This window comes from Methylomonas sp. AM2-LC (genome assembly GCF_039904985.1).
Classification (GTDB): Bacteria; Pseudomonadota; Gammaproteobacteria; order Methylococcales; family Methylomonadaceae; genus Methylomonas.
Window position 1 is genome coordinate 2,165,709 of record NZ_CP157005.1, and the last position, 18,908, is coordinate 2,184,616.

At 44.2% G+C, this 18,908-nt stretch carries 15 protein-coding genes; 1 reads left to right on the forward strand and 14 read right to left on the reverse strand.

The window, feature by feature from the left end:
- Positions 1-30 precede the first annotated feature (30 nt).
- From ABH008_RS09880 to ABH008_RS09900, 5 genes are all read right to left on the reverse strand, one after another.
- The gene (locus ABH008_RS09880; protein WP_347989688.1) at positions 31-1,044 is read right to left on the reverse strand and encodes a hypothetical protein; all 1,014 of its coding nucleotides are present in this window, start codon (positions 1,042-1,044) and stop codon (positions 31-33) included.
- Positions 1,045-1,292: 248 nt separating this feature from the next.
- On the reverse strand, positions 1,293-2,024 hold the full coding sequence (locus tag ABH008_RS09885; RefSeq protein WP_347989689.1) for a class I SAM-dependent methyltransferase: 732 nt from the start codon (positions 2,022-2,024) through the stop codon (positions 1,293-1,295).
- Positions 2,025-2,248: 224 nt separating this feature from the next.
- The gene (locus ABH008_RS09890; RefSeq protein ID WP_347989690.1) at positions 2,249-2,470 is read right to left on the reverse strand and encodes a YceK/YidQ family lipoprotein; all 222 of its coding nucleotides are present in this window, start codon (positions 2,468-2,470) and stop codon (positions 2,249-2,251) included.
- Positions 2,471-3,378: 908 nt separating this feature from the next.
- Positions 3,379-3,789, reverse strand: a complete 411-nt coding sequence (locus ABH008_RS09895; RefSeq protein WP_347989691.1) for a type II toxin-antitoxin system VapC family toxin — start codon at positions 3,787-3,789, stop codon at positions 3,379-3,381.
- Complete coding sequence (locus ABH008_RS09900) at positions 3,786-4,028, reverse strand: AbrB/MazE/SpoVT family DNA-binding domain-containing protein (protein WP_347989692.1); 243 nt, start codon at positions 4,026-4,028, stop codon at positions 3,786-3,788. Before ABH008_RS09900 ends, ABH008_RS09895 begins: the two co-directional genes overlap by 4 nt.
- Before the next feature lie 516 nt (positions 4,029-4,544).
- On the opposite strand from ABH008_RS09900, the gene ABH008_RS09905 reads away from it, so the two are divergent.
- Positions 4,545-4,727 carry a hypothetical protein gene (locus ABH008_RS09905; RefSeq protein WP_347989693.1) on the forward strand — a complete coding sequence of 61 codons (183 nt, stop codon included), beginning with the start codon at positions 4,545-4,547 and terminating at the stop codon, positions 4,725-4,727.
- On the opposite strand, the gene ABH008_RS09910 is transcribed toward ABH008_RS09905, so the two are convergent.
- The 9 genes from ABH008_RS09910 to ABH008_RS09950 all read right to left on the reverse strand — a co-directional run bounded on the left by ABH008_RS09910 (position 4,722) and on the right by ABH008_RS09950 (position 17,986).
- A complete protein-coding gene (locus ABH008_RS09910; protein ID WP_347989694.1) occupies positions 4,722-5,105 on the reverse strand; it encodes a hypothetical protein in 384 nt (127 codons plus the stop codon). The genes ABH008_RS09905 and ABH008_RS09910 overlap by 6 nt on opposite strands.
- Before the next feature lie 24 nt (positions 5,106-5,129).
- A complete protein-coding gene (locus ABH008_RS09915; RefSeq protein WP_347989695.1) occupies positions 5,130-5,759 on the reverse strand; it encodes a hypothetical protein in 630 nt (209 codons plus the stop codon).
- Entirely contained in the window at positions 5,740-6,192 is a 453-nt protein-coding gene (xrtM, locus tag ABH008_RS09920; protein WP_347989696.1) for an exosortase family protein XrtM, read from the reverse strand. The genes ABH008_RS09915 and xrtM overlap by 20 nt, the downstream gene beginning before the upstream one ends.
- 140 nt (positions 6,193-6,332) lie before the next feature.
- On the reverse strand, positions 6,333-6,890 hold the full coding sequence (locus ABH008_RS09925; RefSeq protein ID WP_347989697.1) for a hypothetical protein: 558 nt from the start codon (positions 6,888-6,890) through the stop codon (positions 6,333-6,335).
- Between the two features lie 44 nt (positions 6,891-6,934).
- Positions 6,935-7,534, reverse strand: a complete 600-nt coding sequence (locus ABH008_RS09930) for a hypothetical protein (RefSeq protein ID WP_347989698.1) — start codon at positions 7,532-7,534, stop codon at positions 6,935-6,937.
- A 60-nt stretch (positions 7,535-7,594) separates the two neighbouring features.
- On the reverse strand, positions 7,595-12,364 hold the full coding sequence (locus ABH008_RS09935) for an RHS repeat-associated core domain-containing protein (protein WP_347989699.1): 4,770 nt from the start codon (positions 12,362-12,364) through the stop codon (positions 7,595-7,597).
- Between the two features lie 4 nt (positions 12,365-12,368).
- Positions 12,369-15,137, reverse strand: a complete 2,769-nt coding sequence (locus tag ABH008_RS09940) for a transglutaminase-like domain-containing protein (RefSeq protein ID WP_347989700.1) — start codon at positions 15,135-15,137, stop codon at positions 12,369-12,371.
- Positions 15,138-15,198: 61 nt separating this feature from the next.
- The gene (locus tag ABH008_RS09945; protein ID WP_347989701.1) at positions 15,199-17,100 is read right to left on the reverse strand and encodes a prenyltransferase/squalene oxidase repeat-containing protein; all 1,902 of its coding nucleotides are present in this window, start codon (positions 17,098-17,100) and stop codon (positions 15,199-15,201) included.
- A gap of 574 nt (positions 17,101-17,674) precedes the next feature.
- A complete protein-coding gene (locus ABH008_RS09950) occupies positions 17,675-17,986 on the reverse strand; it encodes a hypothetical protein (RefSeq protein WP_347989702.1) in 312 nt (103 codons plus the stop codon).
- Positions 17,987-18,908: the final 922 nt, after the last annotated feature.

An 18,908-nucleotide genomic window follows, 5' to 3' on the forward strand; every position in this document is an offset into this window, starting at 1 on the left:
CCCCATACTTAAAAAGCGAAGCAAACTTGTTTAAACCGTCAGTCGCGATTTCAGATTTTTAGCAAGACTTCTGAACCCCATACCCAGTAACCCACTTAACATCAGTAAAGCTGAGGTGGGAAGCGGCACTGAGGATACAACCGTCAAACTTTCCAGATTAGACACAAAGCGGCCCGCCTTGGTATCACCCGGTAATACTATGCGCGCAAAACCGTTTGTTCCCAAAGAACCACCGCCAAGTCCATAGGCCAAAATATCATTTAGATTGCCATATAAGGGATTAAGCTCTTCCAGCGATAGGATGGCTTGGTAGTTGTCCGTACCGGTAGCGATTACATATTCATTGGCTAAGGTGGCCGGGTCGGTTGAAAGCCCTGCCTGAAGCAGTAGATTCCATAGCGAGACGCCATTATAAGTATTGGTGCCTATAGTGACATTATCAGTGCCTAGCGTGTTCGGCAAATTAGCTGCACTGTAAACGGTTGGATTACTGACTAAGCCATTCACTACAAAGCTGGTATTTTGTCCGCCTGCACCTGCGCCTGAATAATCGACATGTCCAATGTTCAGGCTGCTTAAATTAGTAATATTTGCGCCGTCAGCGGCAATAATACTGGCATTACTTAAAGCGCCATTACTGTCACTGTAAGCAATAATATCGTTCAAATTGCCGAAACCACTGCCACTCAAACTGCCTAAAGCATAGGTAAAACTGGAGCCGCCGCTGCCAGACGCGACCACATAGTCGCGCAAAATATCATTCTTAGGCACTTTCGGATCGGTTGCAACCACAGAGTTAAGGTAACTAAACAGTGAAACGCCCGTGTAGGTATCACTGCCAACCGTCACGCTCTTAACGGCAGACGCATGCTGGCTTGCATAAGTTTGCAAGTCGGCAATCGTAAAACTAGTGGGACTGGAGGCGCTTAAAAATCCACCTAGACTCACGGCTGTGTCAGCTGAGGCTGTCGTTGCCGAGCTTAATAACAAGAGTGCCGATCCAAAAGTGGAGGCCCAGCTCAGCGGTAGTTTTATTTCTAACATAAGTATGATCCTAAGGTCTGATTAATAAATTGCCAGGTATAGGCGAATGCGCAACATGGCTTAAGCTTATTCGATGTATATATACAAATATAACGTTAAATGAATTTGTAGCTTGCGTCAAATAGAAAAAAACAATCAGTGGGGTAGAATGCTACTTTTTTGAGGAAAAATTATTTTAAATCAATGGCGTAGGCTGGGTTAGGCGCTAGCCGTAACCCAGCATGACCGCTTGGCAACAAGATAAGTGATTATTTTGTGCCACTGATAAGCGCATTGACCCCTTGGCGGTAATGCAGAGTAACGGCTTGAAAACCAATTGTTTGCATGCTTTGCAGCGCGGGTTGCAGACGCATAATGTGATCAGGCGATTCGTCGCTAAATAAATGCACTATCCATTCTGCCAACAGATCCGGGCGTTGCATTTTGGTGAATACTTGGCAATATTCACGCGCCTCTGCTTGGGTAAGACGTAAATGCTCCAGACTGTTATCCACTGCATAACGATCACCATTGACAAACAATCCACCCGGCTTCAACACGCGATAAATTTCGTGTAAAACTTGTTCGCGATAGCCATCCAGAAAATTATGGATAGCATAGGCACTGGCGACCACATCCAGGCTAGCACTGGGCGTGGCTTGCAAATGTGACAGGGCATCTACCTCAAGCAAGCTAACAAAGTTTTCTGATATTGCCGAGTTAAGGTTAACAGCCGCTTGCTCCAGCATATCGGGTGCGTTGTCGATACCCGTCAAGCGGGAATTAGGGCTGTGGCGTAACAATTGCTTTGTGGTAAAGCCAGTGCCGCAACCGATTTCCAATATCTCTATGCTGTCTAAAGCATTAGACTCTTTCCAGTGACCAACAAATTCACCAATACGCTGACTAATATCAGCTGCAGCCGGGCAAATGATATGTAAGAGATTATATTCTTCAGCGATGGGGCCATCAAACAAACGTTCAGCGACAATTGTGCTCATTTCTTACCTGTAATAAAGGGTGGATTTAATTCTGGCGTGCAGTTTGACGGATATTAGCGTCAAAAAACATCGTCCGAGGTGTTATATAGTTTAGGATTTTACTTAAGTCGATTCGTGACTATTTCGACTTTCTCATCTGTCATAGTCTCAAAGCAACTGCGTTTAGTAAAGTATGAAATTGCTATCGGGTACTTGACTCGGTTTTGACTAACAACAAATACCAGTTACTGCATGCCGGTGCTAGCACGTCCGCAATAAACATAATTTGCCTTTTGCAATTGATACAAATCGTAAGGCGCTAAAATCACATCAGTTGCCAAGCTAAACGGAAGGTCAAGAACACCCCCTGCGACCACCCAAGGCTCTGCTGTATCCATCATAAATTCGGTGGTATCGCCGATAACACCACCAAAAAACATGCCGCACGTGGGCGGCTCAGCCATCATTGCCCGTCCCCACATGCCCGCGCAACCGGAGAGGGCTAAACACGCCATTGTTAATACTAGGCATTTAATCAGCATGTTGATAAATGGGTATTCGGAATTGGGTGTTGAAGAGTTAAAGTTTGGCTGAGTCAAAAAAACCATTGATTGTTGAAAACAATGAAAAACCAACTTTCAATTCTACCTTGTCGAATGTTGAAAATTACCGTATCCCTGAAATTCGAACTAGCAATATTTCGAGAAAATCACAGGTGGCTACCGGCTCCGTCCATCCATAACCGGCAGTTGTGGACGCCGGCGAAATTCTCGATACCTAAGTTCAGCGAATGACAGCTTTTCGGCAAGCAACCTTGAGTCGTGTTTGGCTTGACCCGGCCATAACCGGACACTGAGGAAGCTGGCGAAATTTTCCATCCCTTAATTCAGCGAATGGCAGCTTTTCGGCAAGCAACCTTGCGTCCTCTTTGGCTTGACCCGGCCAATTGCCGTCGTTCGGGGTAACTTTCCAATTTCAATAGTTAAGGCATCTTCTAACCCAGTCGACTGTCCGGTATCGGCACCGGCTCGCAATTCATATTCGCGGGCTCACAATATTTGCAATTGTAGAATACCCCTGATTTCGTCTCATTTAGGTCTAGACTTTCATGCTGAAGTGTCTCAAAAACCAAAATAAACCCTATTGATACGTAAAAGTTGTCTCAATGGCGGTGTACCGTAAGGGTATACCCAAAATGGACGCCCTAATTGACAACCACACCTATTTAACTGAAGTTTCCCAGTTTTTGAGTCAGCAGCCTATACAAGGAAAACGAATTAAATTGGGGTTTGCCATAAACGATGCAAACCCTGCGTTAAATACCCACTCCGCATTAATAGCGGGCTTAGGGCATTTAAAAATTGGGAAACTTCAGCTATTTAATAGACTCAGAACCAATAAGGCTCATGCCACTATCCCGGGCGGCTTTAACGTCAAAAGTGACTACGGAACTGCAACCTGCATTGAATGATGAATGCTTTATTAGGCAATCTGGGAAATCCGCTTTACCCTCCTTGTAATTGCGTAACGCTTTCCAAACAATATCTGCGTTCTGAACGATGATGTGCTTGGTGTGCATCAAGCTCTCTAGCACATTGCTTATTTCAGCGTTACTTGAACCATAGCAGCTAGACAGAACCCAAACCAGCTCCACCAAGCTAACAACAGTAATATAAGCCTCTAAACCAGTTGAAAGGGATTCTAAAAGCGCGTTTGCCTGTTCAGATTGAATGGGGTCGTCTTGGGTAATGTAACGAACCAATACATTCGTATCTAGGCCGATCACTTAGCCTTTGCCCCATTTGAAGCAATAGCCTCGCTCATTTCCTCTATGGTTACCGGTTTGCTTGGTTTCTTGACCATGCCTTTTAAAGCGCTCACTGGCAAGGTGGCCGCCAACAATTCAAAGCGCCCCGATTCCACCTGGACAAACTCAACCTTGTCGCCTGCTGAGATACCGAGTGCCGCCCGAACCGTAGCAGGAATAGTTATCTGCCCTTTGCTGGTGATTGTCGATGTTGCCATAATAAATCCCTAAATCGTTGTAACATTTTTGCTTATTAGGTCATGCCCCTAACTTACTAGGCAAAAACCGCATAAGATTACAATATTGCTTCATCCTTACTATATAGTAAGGAGAATTAAAGATCAAGTTGGTTGTCTTGATTGAGTTTGGGTTTTGTCGCAAATTTTTCCGAGCACATGTTACTTTTCAAAGTCGATTGCGTTCTCTCAAGGTGAAAAAGAAGACCAGTACACTGCGGAAGGCTGTCGCCGACTAATCAAAAATACTTATATGTTGGAACTACCTTCGTATTTGGCTTAAAATTTTAATGCGTTTGCCCTGGGTAAATGGTTATAAGCTTGATCGGGCAGTCATGTCATGTTTAATAATCCTTAATATTTCGACACATCATTAAAATATGTCGATACGGTAAACATGTAAAGGGAACGTGTCGAAATAACCAGCTATTTTCATCACGTCTTTTTTGGATAGCTCGATTGCGCGGTGAAGATCGGCAACCACCGTCCGGCTTTCACATGGTAGGATTAGTTCCGGGAAGTGGGCTTATCGGCACTAAAAGTATAGCAAAAAAAAGCGCCGAAGAACCGGTCGTCCCCGCTTGGCCAGCCAAACCCTTTCCGGCGGGCGTTTCCTCCAATGCCGCTCAATCCAATCCGGAAAACGGCGCAACGGGCGGTTTTTGCCGTGCGTCTCTATGATTGAGGCGATTTAGCCGTAACGTCGATCAATACCTGATCATCGATCACCAATTTGGAGACCTCTCCAGATGAAAACAGCACCGTGCAGGAAGCCGTTTTAAAATTAGCACCTTTGCCGCCAGTCCATGCCATGGTCACGTAAGTTTTTTGATCCGTATCGCTTTTGGAAGGGAAGTGGACTTGAGCGCCGGTTTTATTTTGAATCAATTTAGGGCATTTCTGATTCGCCATGCTCTGCATGGCAATCGGCGAAGGCAATTGCGGCGCAGGCTCTTTATCTTGCGGTTGATGACTTTGTTGTTGGTTGACGGCCCATAACAGAAAACCCAGCGCCGACACGGCCGCCACCGCAATGATGATCGTTTGCTTTTTACCCATTGATACTATTCCTCTTTATATCTATCAACCAATCAGAAGTGATGCTCGCATCCGCCAGACAAACCGTTGCAACCCAATGCAAAAACACACCCCGATGAACGCCAGGAGTAAAGCCCCGCCCATTTCGCAAAAGATCATCCAATCCATAAACCAAGGGGCTTGATGTAGGGCATTGGCCTGCATGGCTTTTTCCTGAAAAGGCATTTCCAGCAAGGCGACCAATAATACCGGTACGGTCGCCAGCAAAATCAACACCGAAGTCAATATACCCAGGGCGATTAACAGCAATTTGTGTCTCCAACTTTGTACCGGCCAGACCAGTAAAATGGAAAGCGCCACGGCAATGGGAACCAGGCCATGCAGCACATGCATGGATGAGGACAGCTCAATGCCTTTCGGCATCACAATCCCGGTACCGATAGGCACGGTACTCAGTACCCACACGGTCAATTTCAGTTGGCCGCCATCCACAGCCGGGATGAATTTTAAAGTAGGCGAAAATCCGGAAACCACCGAAATCATAATAGCCTTAAACAAAGGGAACAACGGTGTCAGCAGCCATTCCCCGTAAAACACGATCAAGCCGGTCAGCGCCGCCCATGCCAACAGCACTTTTAGACTAAAGAAAATGAGATCACGCCGGTTTAGCCACATCTCGACAGCCAATGGCCCACCAGGCGAAAAAAATAAAAGCGAAGAGGGTCATCAATGTTGGAGCCAGATAAACATGCACAAACTCAAACCACTCCCGATGATAAGCCACCAGAAAATAGATGCCCGTCACCCGCGCAATGTTCAAGCCGTAAATTAAGGCAATACCCAAGACTAAACCCAGCAGCTTTTTCGGCCAGTTAGCCCTGAAAGCCAACACGGCAGACATCATCAAAAACAACACCCCGGCACTATCGCAGCCACGAATAATTTGCAGATCGGCATGAACAGACATCAAATGGTTCTGGACGGCTGCAACCTGTTCAAGTGGAGCAAAGGCATTGATTAGACTAGCGCATTGTAATACTACGCCATAGTGATAGATCATATCACTATATATCTGATCGGGAATCAGAAAATAAATCTGATTTAACAACCAATAACAGCCAACAAATAGAATAAACTGCCACAAAAACATAAGTCATGGTTTTTTTAGATTGTAGTAACTGAAAAGCCTAGTAATTATTAAAATTAATGACAACAATATTCATTATATAAATAATAAAGTGTTTTATATTAATTAATTCCAGGCAAAAAAATTGGACAATCAAGATTTTTTAGAATTTTCCCTTTGACAGGTACATATTCTATACGTTTATCAAAATTTGCATAAAAAGATTCCAAACTTTGGTTTGTATCTATAAAACCAGTTGCTTCAAATGTTTTCAATTTAGTTAAATATTGATTATCAAATGTAGCAATAATTGTAGCTGGCATATTATGCCCAGTTGCTTGATATAAAGTCATTTTCAGTATGCCATTGTTCAACTCTGCCGTTAAGAAATCAGTGTCAGTACTAATATTCCCCCCAACTGGCTTTGATGAAAGTTGTTCGTCTTGATTTTTTTTGCAATTATTCAGAGAAAACCTTTTTAAAATACATCGGTCAGGTCTGCATTGAATTTGAAACAATTTAACTTCATTTTTAATTATGCCTTCATTTTTTTCATGTGTAGCCACAGTAAAACTAAAAGGAAATTCAATACCTTTTATGTTAGGCAATGATTCAGATGCTTTAGCCTCAAAAACGGATAAAACATTTAATCCAGCTAGAAATATTATTAGTTTTAACATAGCATATATCAATTTATCTGTCTGCAAAAATTAATAGCTTAACTTCAGTCTATCCCCCTTAAAAGAATAGGACAGTCCGGATTTTTGTACCTGTTATGCAACAGCGGTAAATAATCGACAGGTATAACCCGGTCTGGCAGTGCATTTTGATCAATAAACCCACTAAGTTCTATCGATTCCAGATTTTTAAAAGGCTGTATATTTTGATCAAAAGTAAGCAATATATTAGCAGGCAACTGCTTATTTTCAGCCTGATAAACTGTTATTTTAAATTTATTGTCATCAATTTGCTTGGCTTCTACTTGCCCATACAAATCATACCAACCAACCAAGCTCGGCTCGAAACTTTTGACGCCACCTTCATTGACATGACATTCATTCATTGAAAAAAGCGATAGAGACCAACTTCCAAGTCTACAGCTTAAAGTAAAAATATAGATGCCTTTTTCAAAGTTATTATCGCCTGATTGACTTGCTGCAAAAGTGGTGTCAAATATTAGGAGCTTATTATTGTTGCTACATTTACCAGGTAAATCTATTTTTTTATTTGCAACAGATTTTGCACTTGTTTGAAAGCAGGTTACAAGCAACAAAATAGATAAACAAGTTATCAAAGAATATTTATTTGTTAAATAATGGCTCATTACATTTATTTAGTAAAATCAGTGAATATTTTTATAACCATATATAATATAATTTATTTATTAATGTTTACTATAAACACTTTTGATCTGACTTGTATTAGACATATTTGGATAGATTACAAAGCCGCCATAAGCCCCACCTCCATCATTAGATGCTTCTTCGAGTGGGAGTACTTCAACTATACCGACCCGAACTGGGGCCGCCGGAATATTAGGCTGCAACATTGAATTTATAGAATCCATTGCACTGTTGGTTGCCGCTATAAGACCTGCATCTGGAACAGAGGAATTATTGTTTGAACTTGATGGTTTTGCCGGATTTGATGTATTCCCACCATTTTGTTTACGCATTTGGTTATACAATCTGATCAAGCTTTTTGTCGTTCTGTGATTAGCTTCAGTATATGGATATCCCTTTCCATTATCATCAGGTTGACGTGAATCACCTAATTGATAAGTAAAATGTATCGCTTCGTGAATAATGGTATCTAACAGTTTAGCTGCATCTTCATCACTTAGTGGTTGTTGATACCGTATATCTAGTACAGTAGCCCATGCAACTGCATCTGGTTTATCACTTTCAAACATAGTCCATCCAACTTGTTTTCCCGGCAAGTCTTGAGAACCATAACTAGCTGGAAATTTTAGATCAGGTTGTGTTTGGATTGCCAGTTGCCTTGCAACATCAATATCATTTTGGGTTAATCCAAACGGATCATTACAATTCACTGGATTATTGCCGCAATAGGTATAAAAATTAATGCCTGATCTGATTGGGTCTTCGCTCAAAAACCTGCCGGTTAACGGATCGTAATACCTTGCGCGATAGTAATACAACCCAGTTTCACTATCCAGATCCCTGCCGCTATATTTTAAGGTATTGTTACTATTGCCAGTGGCGTTAACAATGCTACCGAACGCGGTATAGCCTTGCGCGGCAGCCACAGTGCCGGTATTGCCGCTTTGTCCCAGTACGGATTCCAGGGCATCATGATGATAGGTGTAGTTAGTCATCGCCCCACTGTTGGTTTGATAGCCGTTGACTACCTCATCAATGACACTGCCGCGCATGTATTTGGCTTGCACATTGCCGCTGTTATCGTAAATGGATTCCAGTTTTCCATTTTCCAGATAATAGTTATTAATACTAGTGGTTGCGCCCAGGTTTTTCAATATCCGGTAGCTGTTGATGTCATATTGGTAACTATAAGGAAGAATAGCGCCTACCTGGATTTGACTAGCCCGGTTATGGGCATCCCAAGTCAAGGTCAGGGTGCGGTTTCCGGTAATATTGGTCAGACTGCCGTTTTTATCATAAGTATACGTTTCATACACCGGGCCAGTGGCGCTGGTGGTGTTGGTGGTGGTATAGCGGTTGGCGGCATTGACGTTATAAAAAAGCGTGGTGCTACCTTTGATGTATTTGGTGCGATTGCCAACCGGATCATAAGTAATGGTTTCGTTATTGGTCGTGGTTGGGTAAGCCGCTGTCAACAAGCGGTATTCCGGATCATAGGTAAATGTGCTGCTGCCAGCCACCTGGCTGGTACCGCTGGCTTCTATCGCGGTCAAAATATTGCCTATCGCATCCCGGGTATAAGTGGTGCTGTTGACCAAGGCGTTAGTGATGGTGCTGTTCACCAGACTGCTTAAGCGTCCACCAGCATCGTATTTATAGCTGGTTTTTGCGCCGTTACTGAGAATACGGTCTAATATGCGGCCAGCAGGATCATAATGGTAGCTGACTTCCAGATAAACCGGATTGGTTTCCGCAGTCAAACGGTTGCTGTCGTCATACTGGTAGGTGGTGACATTGCCTTGATAGTCGGTTTTGGTATAGATGTTGCCCACCGGATCATATGTCCAACTTTCCGATAAACCTAATCTGCTGTCGGTTTTGCTGATTAAACGGTGTTTGCTGTCGTAATTGAAGCTGTAGCTGAAAGTATTGCCCGTGCTGTTATTTTGCACATTAGTCAAATCATCAAAACTATTGTAAGTAAAAGTGTCGCTGCTTCCGTCCGCTGTATAACTGCTTTGAGTTTTACGGTTCATTACGTCATAAAAGTGCTGGCTGATCTGACCTTTGCGGTTGGTCATCTGAATGGCGTTACCTGCTTCGTCCGTCACCACGCCGACGCTATTGGTCATTGGATCGATTGCCGTTGTTAAACGCCCCAGATCATCATAGGCTAAGGTAGTGGAGTGACTATTAGCATCTGTAATCGTTAAAGTTTGACCCAGTAAATTGTAGGTAAATGCAGTGCCATGATTCTGTGCGTCGGTCACTTGCGTATTACGGTTGAGCTGGTCATAGGTGTAGCTTACCGTACAGCCTAAGGAGTTAACCGGTTGATGGCCTAGCGCGGTTGAAACGCTGTTACCGTTGGCGTCTACCACACAGATTGTATTACCGTTTTTATCATAGGAAAAAGTGGTGACGTTGCCAATATTGTCCATCACCTTGGTTAAACGGCCTAACGCATCGTACACCTTGGTCACGGTTTCATTATTAGGGTTGGTGGCGGAGACCAGATCACCGCGTTCGTTGTAAACCGACTTACTGGTGCGGCCATTAGCATCTATCGCAACCGTCACCCGATTCATGGCATCATATTGAAACTGGCTAGTATGGCCGTTTGCATCAGTGAAGCTAATCATGTTGCCGGATTGGTCGTAAACCATACTGATGGTTTTGCCAAAAATATCGGTTACGCTGATTGGCCTATCGGCGGCATCATAGCTATAAGTGGCTTCGGTACATTGCACATAGCTAATAGTGTATCCCGTTGGTGTGGCTGGAGCTGCACAGTTGGGGCGAGCCGTGGTGCTAGGATACCAGGTAATTTGCTGGTAAATCTCGCCATTACCGTCATAAATAGTCTGGTCAATGCGCCCTTCCGGGTTTTGCACTTTTATTTCTCTATCCAGCGCATCATAAGTGTGAGTCGTGGTTAGCTGCTCTAAGGCGCTGTTGGTAATGGACGTGGTGCGGTTTAACGTGTTGGTCAGCATCCGGCCTAAATTATCATAGGTAAACTGGGTATGGATAACCGCCGTGGTGTTGGTGGCCGTGACGTTGACATCGGTAACGTTCAGGCCAGTGCTATCGTAAGTATAACCGGTGGTGCGGATGTGCGCGCTGGCCGTGTCCAGATATTCCTTCAAATTGTTTAACGTACCATTGCTATTCCAACAATAAGTCTGCAAGGCCACATTAGTGGCTGTGCCCAAAACGGCGATGCTGACGGTGTTAGGCTTACCGGCCAAATCGCATTTGTTGGTCTGCTGACCGGTTGTGGTGTAAAAACTAGTGTTAGTGGTATTGCCGTTTTTGTCAGTGACGCTGGCCACCTGATCGTAAGGGCCATAAGTGGTTTTAATGGTGTAACCTAATGCGTCCTGTTCTAACGTCACATTACCGCCGGTATCACTGCCACCGGAGCTGGTAGCGCAAGCGGTCAAAGATTGATTTAGACAGTAGCTGTATTGGGTTTTATACCCCAAAGCATCGGTCTTTGTGGCTCGTAAATTATCAGCTTGACTGGTAAAGTTCAAAATACCGCCATCCGGTTCTCTCATTTCCGTTTGAAAACCATTACCATCGTAATCGTATTGACGAACAAAACCGCGCGGATCAGTAACGCGGGTACGCTGACGGTACAAGTCGTAATCCATTATTTCAGTATCCTGCATACCATCCCAATAGTTAATGACCCTACCGTTTTGATAAAAATTGAAGATAGTATAAACAGAAAGGCCATTGCGAGTTTGCGGCTTGACAACGGATTGCAGCAGATAATTGCCAACACCGGTTTGAAAGTTATTGTAATACTTGCCAGCTGTGTAGTAATAACTTAACACATTGTTTAAAGGATCGGTGTAGGTGCTTAAATACCCGCTGGTATAGGAATATTTCCAGGTTCTGCCTGCCCAGTCGTTAATGCTGCTGATATGGTTGTCGCCATTAGCATAGTTAAAAGTCAAACCGGTGCGGGTGCTAATGCCCAGATTATCGGTAATGGTCGATATGCGACCGCTGCTGTCATAGTTGATATTAAGCTGATCGCCCCATTGGTTTTTAATCGTGGTCAGCTTGGCGGTCAGATTGGGCGTCAAGCCGATATCACCGCCAGTGACCTTAAATAGATATTGCGTACCATTGCGAAAAGCTAACGTCAGTAATTGATTCTGAACACCATTAGTTGTAACAGGGCTGGCAATGGTTAAAGTGTCAAAATCACCTAAAGCGTTACCAATACTATAAGTCGTGACACCATTGGTTGTCGTCGGAGTTTCCAAGAAATTAACCTGACCGCCACGTTCATCGGTATAGGTAATGGATGATGTTATGCTATCAAAGTTTTGCGGCGCTTGTGCTTTTGTACAGTTTGGACAAGAACCAAAATCATTGGATACCAGATTCATGGAATACGAATGTACCCAACCATATCCCATGCCAATATCAGCGGTAGCTGCAACTTGAGCACTGTTATTAGTACGAGAGAATACATAATTTAAGCCATTACGACCACGAATCTGGAAATCCAGTTCATCATGGTAATTGTTGCCGGTAATCGTCGACACCGGATCGGCGGTAGAAGGTGTTTTAATAGGATTATTGTTCACCGTTGACACCAGAACTTTATTAGTGAACTGGGCATTATTAAAAGTCGGCGTAACAGTCACCGAGCCGGTATTTGCGGGATTTAAAGTTTGGTTGCCGTTGACATAGCCACCCGCCTGAACAACTTCGTTACCCAACAAAAAAACACAGGCCGAGACCCATAAACTAAGGTTTAATTTTTTTAAAAAGTGTAACTGTTCCATGACGTTATAGTCCCAGGTTGCCGATAACAAAATCTAAGCTGTTGTAATTTCCAGTGGAGGTATTGATATTGCTGCGAATATACACTTCAAACCGGTTAAAAGGCGTCACTACCGTAGTTGACGGCATGGTGTAGGAAATCGATGAATTACTAGGCGGGATGTAGAAGTCGTTTCTAATCGACGCAACCGTACTGGGCGAATACTGGCTAACCAGAGGCGGATAGCTACGGTATAAACGATTCGTCGTCGTGAATCCCTGACTTTGATCAAAATAAGTAAATTGGTCAGTAATATAGTAATTCAAGAATGGAATGATGTTATTCGACCAATCGGTGCTGATTTCGCTTAGCACCGCTGCTTGCGTTCCTGAAATAGGCGTTCCCCAGCAAGTGGTGGCACCAGCGCTGGCCGGAATAGAGGAAACTGTTTTGACGCTAGTGATCAAATTGTTTGTACAATTGGCCCAAGCATATATATAGGCACCGTTTGTCGGATCATAGGTGTATGTATGCGTTTCCAGCTGCACCGAAGTATTGCTGCTGCTTACCGTGCCTAACAAGGTATCAAAGCTGACGGGCGATTTGGTATTCGTCCAGGTATAAGGCTTGGTTGAAAAAATCGTAAATGGATCAGCGGTGAAGCCGCTAGGCAAAGTAGAGCTAAAACCGAAAGTGGCATAGTTGCTTTGTACCGAGCTTTGGCTATTCACAGTCAACAAGGATGTTCCCAAGCCGCTGGTATTGGCCAAGGCCATTTGGATACCGCGCACGGTGGAAACAGCATCATAACCGGTTAATTCCTGCCAAATTTCATGCTCAAGCGCCGACATCATGTGTCCTTGGAATAGAAATTGGCTGTTAGCAATGGTCGGACTGGCATTGACTTTAAAGCCTCCAACAAACTCTTGGCCTTTCATGTCGATAACCAAACCGCCCGGCATGACGGAGAAAGCGGTATTGTTCAGATATTCGGCTTCATAAGTAGAGCTGACTAAACCAAAAAGACAGACCGGCTCGAAGGCAGTTTTCATCAAGTGGTTAGCACGATCAATATAGTCGCGATAATACGCTAAATATTGGCTGGACGCCGTGTAAAGCAATCCGCCGGTTAAAGCATCCAATGCCGTCGGGTCATTTAACAACGTAGGATCGGTAGCGGCATACACACCAGTGCCGGCAGTATCGACATAAGGTGTACAATTCAAACCGATCGTAAAATCACAAGCGCCATTGCTTGTGCCTGCGTCTTTTGGATTAAGCACGACCTTATAGGTAGCACTATCGGCAATCAATTGATCCGCCGCATTGTGAACCTGTGACCAGTTGGAATAAGAACCGCCTATGGCCAGTAAATAATATCCGCCATAAGTTAAATTATTATAAGCGGCGGAAAAATTACTTTCATTTGTGCCACCCAAGGGATCAGGCACTCCGTCAACATTTAAAGTAACGGAATATAAGTCGCCATTATTCAGCGTATATCCCGGAATATTACCGGTTGCAGGCGCTAAAATTTGCTGGCCGCCCAAATATAAGGTGATCGAAGGCACATTGCTCGAAGCCGCAGTGGTCACATGCATTGTCAAACGCGCCGTATTAAGCGTTGCGACTTTAACCGGCTGAGTTGTGCCGCTGATCGGATATGAAGTACTGGAAGTTGTGGTGGTCACCACTGCCGTGGTATTAAAATTGATGGAAAGCGTTTTAGCCCATTTTTTTGTTTCCGCACAGGCGCTGGTGCAAACCGGCGGCGCAGCCGCATCATGGAGATCAACCGAATCATATGTTCTTACTTTACCAATTACCGGATAAGGCAAAGAAGCCGGTAACAAGCCGTCATGCACTTGGATGAGTTGGCCTTCATTGGCAACATCATCCAAAGTTTTCCCAGGATAATTGGTTTGCAGCCAAGCTGTAATTTGACCTTCCAATATGGTCAGAGGATTTTTATTCTGAAATGAAACCGGATTAGCACCGGATGAACATTTATAGCCGGTCTGATAAGCATTGTAATAACAATTGTAATCAAAAGTAACGGGGCTAGTTCCGCTTGTTGGGTCAAGTCCGTAGCTGTTGTAGCTGTATTGCTTAAAGCTGGCGTCCAAAGGCACCCAAACACAGCGAGAAGCATTAGCGGCTACCGAACAATCCACTGTTGTTGGGGTGGGTAAACCGCGGTACTGATCAAACGGAATCAATGCTTCCACCCATACATGCTCAAATTGCACGGAAGTCACTGCCGAGGTTGGAAAGTAATACGCAAAACCTGTCGAGGTCTGTGTTCCGCTCAGGGCGGTATAGGCGCCGCCAGTTGAATAACTAAGCTTTTGGTAACCCTGATCTACCATTAATTGAAATGCGACATTGCTATTACCGACACCAAACCAGTTGTTCAATTGGGCGGCGCTAAGCTGTATTGTGCCGGTCGCATAGCGGGCCGGGATGTTTTGTGATCGCAGCATGGCGATTAAGGTGCTGGCAATATCGACATCACTGCCATGCAGACCTAAGAAAGTATTAGCTGAACCGGAACGAGAGCCGTGATAAGTTTCAAATATGAAATTGTTGTAGGCGTATTCGTAGATCGCCACCGCATTGCCCTGTTTCGCCAATTGCAGGGCTTCGTTTGCCAATGGCTGAGCTGCCGTTGAGGTAAAATCTATTTCATCCGTGGTTGGTTGTGTCGCATTAACGGAAAAAGACAAAAAACTGAACAGCGCCGAAATGACAAATTGATTGAATCTTTTTTTAAGGAAACACTCGCGGCTTAACATAACAACTATCCTTTTAATTTGTTCGTTAGATTGATAACAACTATCACTCATTGCTTGGGGCTTACAAACGCGAATTAAGATGCATTTTCGGTGTGCTGCCGGGATTATCTAATCGTTTAGAGATACTGGTTACGGGTAGAAGTTGATTATTTAAATCTGTCAATTGCTTTAACCGGGCGCTGGTATCTTGATTACCCAGAATGTTATCCAATTGATTAGCCCATAACACATACAATCTGCCGCGCTGCTCGCCTACGTGCTTACCGCCGGATAGAATTTGCTTTTTAGGCAATTTTTTGCCTGAGCCTTGTAATAAGCTACTTTCCTGGCGCAGTGTTGTCACAACTTCCCAAGCCGCCGATTGCGCTTTCTTTAAAGCACCCTCTTGTTGAGATTGAGCATTAGCGCTCAGCCCGATGTTTCCAACACCTTGCTTTTCAATTTTAAGTAAATTAGCAACCGTCGCCTGAACTTGATTTAACACATCTTTATCACCCGGTTCCACCGTAGCGGTGCGCTTGGCTTGCAGAACATTGCCACCTATTTGCTGAATAATTTGTAACTTTTCCGCAGGCAATCCCTTGGCGCGTAATTCCGGCAAGGTCGTAGCTGGCGCAGGTAGCGAGTTATTACCGTTGCTCGTTACAGTTTGAGCGTAAGTATTATTACCGCTGACCATCAGCAAGCACATTACCAGCAAACCGAATAACTGCCCGGCCTTGCCGGAAACCGGTTTACGATTGAAAAATTGCATCATGCTGAACAAACCAGCCGCCAATATCAGCATGGCTAATGGCGGCATGGCCGGTACTTGTGTGCCAGGCGGATTGCTAGGATTGCCGGGATTGTCATACCAAGTGACGGTCGCGCCCGTTAAGGAACTAATGGCGCTAATGTTGGCAAGATTGTTGTTGTTCAAATTGATGGTTTTAAGATTAACCGCGTTTTGCAAACCGCTTAAGTTGCTGATGCCGTCACCGGCAGCGTTAAGCGTGGTCAGTTGCGCTAGTAAGCCTAAGTTCAGACTGTCCATTGCGTTCCGGCCCAAAGCCTTGTTGATGGCGGCCTGTAGATTTTGATCGGTAATCGGCACGATGGTGCTTTGCGCAGCCGCCTGCACATTGGTAGCAATGGCCCGAGTGGCTACGGCAGTGATATAAGGGTCTTGATTCCAAGACCCGTCAGTCGTGCTTTGGCTGGCAACCAGGTAATTTAGAAAAGTCGTCGCCTTGGCTGTATCACCGGCGTCCTGGGCCGCTTGTGCCGCCAATGCCAATTGAATAGGCGGAGAAGCACTGTTCAACTGGCTGTTTAAGGTAGTCAATCCATTGGCAATATTGGTGGATAGCGCGGAATAAGTACCGGTGAATCTGGCTAATGCCTGAATCACAATAGCGGTGACAGCGGGATCGCTGCTGGTATTGGAGCTGCTGTTAATCGTCCAGCCTTGATTACCAGCAGTTGTGCCTTGCTGATTTTGCAGGAAAGTCACGGCGGCGGCTAGATTGGCGTCTGTCCCTAAGTCTTTAATGGCAATCAGTGCTAACGCCGTGTCCAAGGTGGAGCTGGTGTAATTGCCGTTCAAGCCCCAACCGGCATAAGTGCCGCTGTTAACATACTGGTCATTGTTCAAATAGGTCAAAGCAGCGCCCAGGCTATCGCCGTGGCTGATCAAGGCTTCCGCACTACGGGAAGTCAAATCCACATTGTTGATGGCATGATCTTCCAGCCAGGTGACCCCGGCATAATAAGCGGCATCCGTGTTATAAGCTCTGGCTAAGGCCTGCACCGCCGCGCTGGTGTATACCGGCTGTAAATTAGGATTAGCACCCCAGCTACCGTCATTATTCTGCTGACCGGTTAACCACTTCACACCTTGCGACAGATTGGCATTATAAGAGGTGGCCTGTGCATCCAAACAGCTAATAACCGCCAATAAAGCAATAAAATAACGCATTTTCACGAATATACCCATCCTTAACAGGCGCATTTTTGACGCGCACGTTTTTGAATCCTTCAGACGAAGGGTTTAACAACAGTCTTGCGAGTGTTATGGGTCAAACTACAGCGCATGGGCGCTGAGTTTAAAATTCAGTTGGTTAAACCAACTTGAATGGATACGTTATGGCTGAGTGGATAAACACATCTAGTGAACGAGCTGTGCTTATATCTGAGATCAGCACTTCCTTACGCTGCGATGAGTTTCACAATCCTTTATGAAAAAGAGGGGTGAAAGAAAAATCTAGCAGCAAAAGCAGCAAAAGCAGCAAAAGCAGCAAAAGCAGCAAAAGCAGGCGTTACGGCCTTATTTTTGGAGTCATTATAAATAACGAATATGTCAATTCGATGACATGTTTTGAAAAGTTCAAAAAATTTAGAATTCAATTGCGCTTAAGCACAATTCAGGTCAGTAAATGCTAGTTAACTTCATGAATTTAAGACTTAAATCCATGATAAAAAATAATCAGTTTATTTACTTGGCCGGATCAGTTCAAAAATCTGTCACGACAAGCTTAAAAGGTTTTAATGAATTGGCCTCATTGCTTGGGTGCCGAAGGAAAAGGAAATCCCACACGGAACATAACTCCGGGGTTTGGTGGGGTATGCCATGTAGCAATCAAGAACTGATCTTTCCTCCCGCACAGCGTGACAATCCAGCTTTCATACTGTGTTTTTGCTTCTCCCTCTGGGTAAGGCCCACTGGGTGGTTTGTAGTCTTCTGGCAGCGCCTCTGCCTCAACAGCTTCTATGCTCTCACATGCAAATTTAGCCTGAGCCAGTAATTGCACATTACGTAGTGCATCTTTTATCAGAGTAATATCGGCGCGAGTGTTCCCCGTGAACCGCAACTGATCACAGTACCCGGTTACTGAAACTAAAATTGAAGCTGTGGTGAATAGCAACACAACGATGTTCTTCATAAGACCTACATGTAGTAGCTTGCAATCAAAAACCCATAAACCTGCAATCAGCGCAATTTTTGACCAGAATTAAATGCAACTGACGGGCGCTCAAACCGACATTATTTGCAACTGAACCTGCAATCGTTGCCACCAACCTGCAATTATCTGTCGTAAACCAGGATTATTTGCAACTGAAAAATCACTCTCGACCATTCACAGTCAGCTATTAAGACTCAGTCTTCAATATAAAATGAACGCTTGCTCGCAGTCTTTAGCATGCCCGTATGCGCAAAGCGTCATGGTTGAGAGATTTGTTGTCATATTAATCAGTCTGATACTCAACCAATAGCTCTGTGTCAGTGCTATTTGCAAAAATCCTCGTAAGTGGCCGAATATTTGATGAATCATCTTTGAATTCATAACAGTTGGAATAAAAGAACTTTTTGTGGCGTTGTAGGGTATCGGCTACTATGTAGCCTTTAGATACTCCCGTACATGATAAGTATTGGTGCCCAGACAAAATTATTGGCAGTTGTTCAGTTGATATGCCAAATAACCATTGGTTAACAAATAGCTGAGTCCCAATACTTGCGTTATTACCTGATTCAATAATCTCAGTGGACTTAGGTAGTTCGTTAATTTTCAAAACAGTTTTTGGTAGAAAGTAATATGTGTCAAATAATTGGATGGAACTGACTAGCATGATTACTGTAAAGAAAATTACTGAAAATACTTTTACTTTTAGGTTCATGCTCGGTTAAAGCGCCTTAATTCCAGTACGGGATAATTAGAGTTTTTTCTTAACGAAAGTCAGTTGCGTCATTAACAAGCACCCCAAATATCTAATATAAAATACGGACTTGAGTCG

What these genes read in the sequence shown, in the direction of transcription:
- ABH008_RS09880 (WP_347989688.1), bottom strand. Translation starts at nt 1,044, where the DNA reads ATGTTAGAAATAAAACTACCGCTGAGCTGGGCCTCCACTTTTGGATCG.
- ABH008_RS09885 (WP_347989689.1), bottom strand. Translation starts at nt 2,024, where the DNA reads ATGAGCACAATTGTCGCTGAACGTTTGTTTGATGGCCCCATCGCTGAA.
- ABH008_RS09890 (WP_347989690.1), bottom strand. Translation starts at nt 2,470, where the DNA reads ATGATGGCTGAGCCGCCCACGTGCGGCATGTTTTTTGGTGGTGTTATC.
- ABH008_RS09900 (WP_347989692.1), bottom strand. Translation starts at nt 4,028, where the DNA reads ATGGCAACATCGACAATCACCAGCAAAGGGCAGATAACTATTCCTGCT.
- ABH008_RS09905 (WP_347989693.1), top strand. Translation starts at nt 4,545, where the DNA reads ATGGTAGGATTAGTTCCGGGAAGTGGGCTTATCGGCACTAAAAGTATA.
- ABH008_RS09910 (WP_347989694.1), bottom strand. Translation starts at nt 5,105, where the DNA reads ATGGGTAAAAAGCAAACGATCATCATTGCGGTGGCGGCCGTGTCGGCG.
- ABH008_RS09915 (WP_347989695.1), bottom strand. Translation starts at nt 5,759, where the DNA reads ATGTGGCTAAACCGGCGTGATCTCATTTTCTTTAGTCTAAAAGTGCTG.
- ABH008_RS09925 (WP_347989697.1), bottom strand. Translation starts at nt 6,890, where the DNA reads ATGTTAAAACTAATAATATTTCTAGCTGGATTAAATGTTTTATCCGTT.
- ABH008_RS09930 (WP_347989698.1), bottom strand. Translation starts at nt 7,534, where the DNA reads ATGAGCCATTATTTAACAAATAAATATTCTTTGATAACTTGTTTATCT.
- ABH008_RS09935 (WP_347989699.1), bottom strand. Translation starts at nt 12,364, where the DNA reads ATGGAACAGTTACACTTTTTAAAAAAATTAAACCTTAGTTTATGGGTC.
- ABH008_RS09940 (WP_347989700.1), bottom strand. Translation starts at nt 15,137, where the DNA reads ATGTTAAGCCGCGAGTGTTTCCTTAAAAAAAGATTCAATCAATTTGTC.